The organism is Streptomyces sp. NPDC058671 (assembly GCF_042716475.1).
Taxonomy (GTDB): domain Bacteria; phylum Actinomycetota; class Actinomycetes; order Streptomycetales; family Streptomycetaceae; genus Streptomyces.
The window spans coordinates 1-1,608 of the sequence record NZ_JBHXSA010000065.1; the positions used below are offsets into that span (position 1 = coordinate 1).

The following is a 1,608-nucleotide window of genomic DNA, read 5'->3' on the forward strand; positions in this document are numbered from 1 at the left end:
ATAACCCCGCGCCACACCCGCACCCGACAGATACAACTCACCCGCCACACCCACCGGAACCGGCCGCAACCCCCCGTCCAACACGAACACACCCGTGTTCCGGATCGGACGGCCGAGGGTCACGGGCTCGTCCGTGACGAGCCGGGTCGCGGTGGACCAGATGGTGGTCTCGGTCGGGCCGTAGAGGTTGGTGACCTCGGCGGCGTGCGCGGTCAGCGTCTCGGCGAGGGCGGCCGGTACGGCCTCTCCGCCGACGAGGACGCGCAGCCCGCGTACGGCTTCGGGCTCGCGCGCCACCAGCTCCTGCCAGAGGGCGGGCGTCGCCTGCATGACGGTGACCCCGGTCCGTTCGATGAGCGCGGTGAGGGCCTCGGGGTCGAGGACCACCCCGTCCTCACCGACGACGACGCCGGCACCGGACAGCAGGGGGACGTACACCTCGAGGCCCGCGATGTCGAAGGACCAGGTGGTGACGGCGAGGAGCCGGTCCCCTGCGTCCATCGGGAAGCGCTCGGCCATCGAGAGCAGGAAGTTCATCAGGTTCCGGTGCTCGACGGCCACGCCCTTGGGCCGGCCCGTGGAGCCGGAGGTGTAGAGGACGTACGCCGTGTGGGCGGGGTGCAGCGGGGCGGCGCGTTCGGCGTCGTCGAGGTCGGCGGCGTCGTGCGCGGCCAGGGCCGCCGCGGTTCCGGGTCCGTCGAGGACGAGCCGGGGCACCCCCGTGTCGGGGAGCCGGTCGGCGATCGCCGTGTCGGTGACCAGGAGGGCCGGCCGGGCGTCGCCGAGGACCAGTTCGATCCGCTCGGCGGGGTGGGCGGGGTCGACGGGGAGGTAGGCGGCGCCGGACTTGAGCACCGCGAGGAGGCCGACGACCATCTCCTCGGTGCGCGGCAGCGCGAGCGCCACCAGACGCTCGGGGCCCGCGCCCAGGCCGATCAGCTGCCGCGCCAGACGGTTGGCCCGCGCGTTCAGCTCCCCGTACGACAGTTCCGTACCACCGAAGGTGACCGCGACCGCCTCGGGCGACCGTGCGGCCTGTCGCTGGAAGGCCTCGGGGAGGGTGTCCTGCGGCAGGGGGCGGGTGGTGTCGTTCCACTCGGTGAGGATGCGGTGGCGTTCTTCCGCGGTGAGCAGTTCGATGGCGCTGACGGGGAGGTCGGGGTCGTCGGCGACCTTTTCCAGGAGGCGTACGAGCCGGGCGGCGACCGAGGCGGCCGTCGACTCGTCGAAGACGTCGAAGGCGAACTCCAGGAACCCGTCGAGGCCGCCGGGCGTGCCGTCCTCGTCCTGCCGCTCCATGAGGGTGAGGGACAGGTCGAACTTGGCGGTGTCGGCTCCGACGGGTTCCGGGGCGACGGTCAGGCCGGGCAGGCGGAGATCGATGTGCTCGTTGTTCTGCAGGGAGAGCATGACCTGGAAGAGGGGGTTGCGGCCCATGGACCGCTCCGGGTCGAGGACTTCGACCAGCCGCTCGAAGGGCACGTCCTGGTTCTCGAACGCGCCGAGTGCGGTGTCGCGGGCGCGGTCGAGGAGTTCACGGAAGGCCGGGTCTCCGGACACGTCGGTCCGCAGGACCAGGGTGTTCATGAAGCAGCCCACCAGCTCGTC

General features: G+C 72.1%; 1 protein-coding gene. It reads right to left on the reverse strand.

Features of this window, described 5'->3' with window-relative positions; all coding sequences use genetic code 11:
• Positions 1–1,599: amino acid adenylation domain-containing protein (locus ACFWV2_RS33020; RefSeq protein ID WP_384411112.1), on the reverse strand; the 1,599-nt coding region annotated here is incomplete at its 3' end.
• Positions 1,600–1,608: the final 9 nt, after the last annotated feature.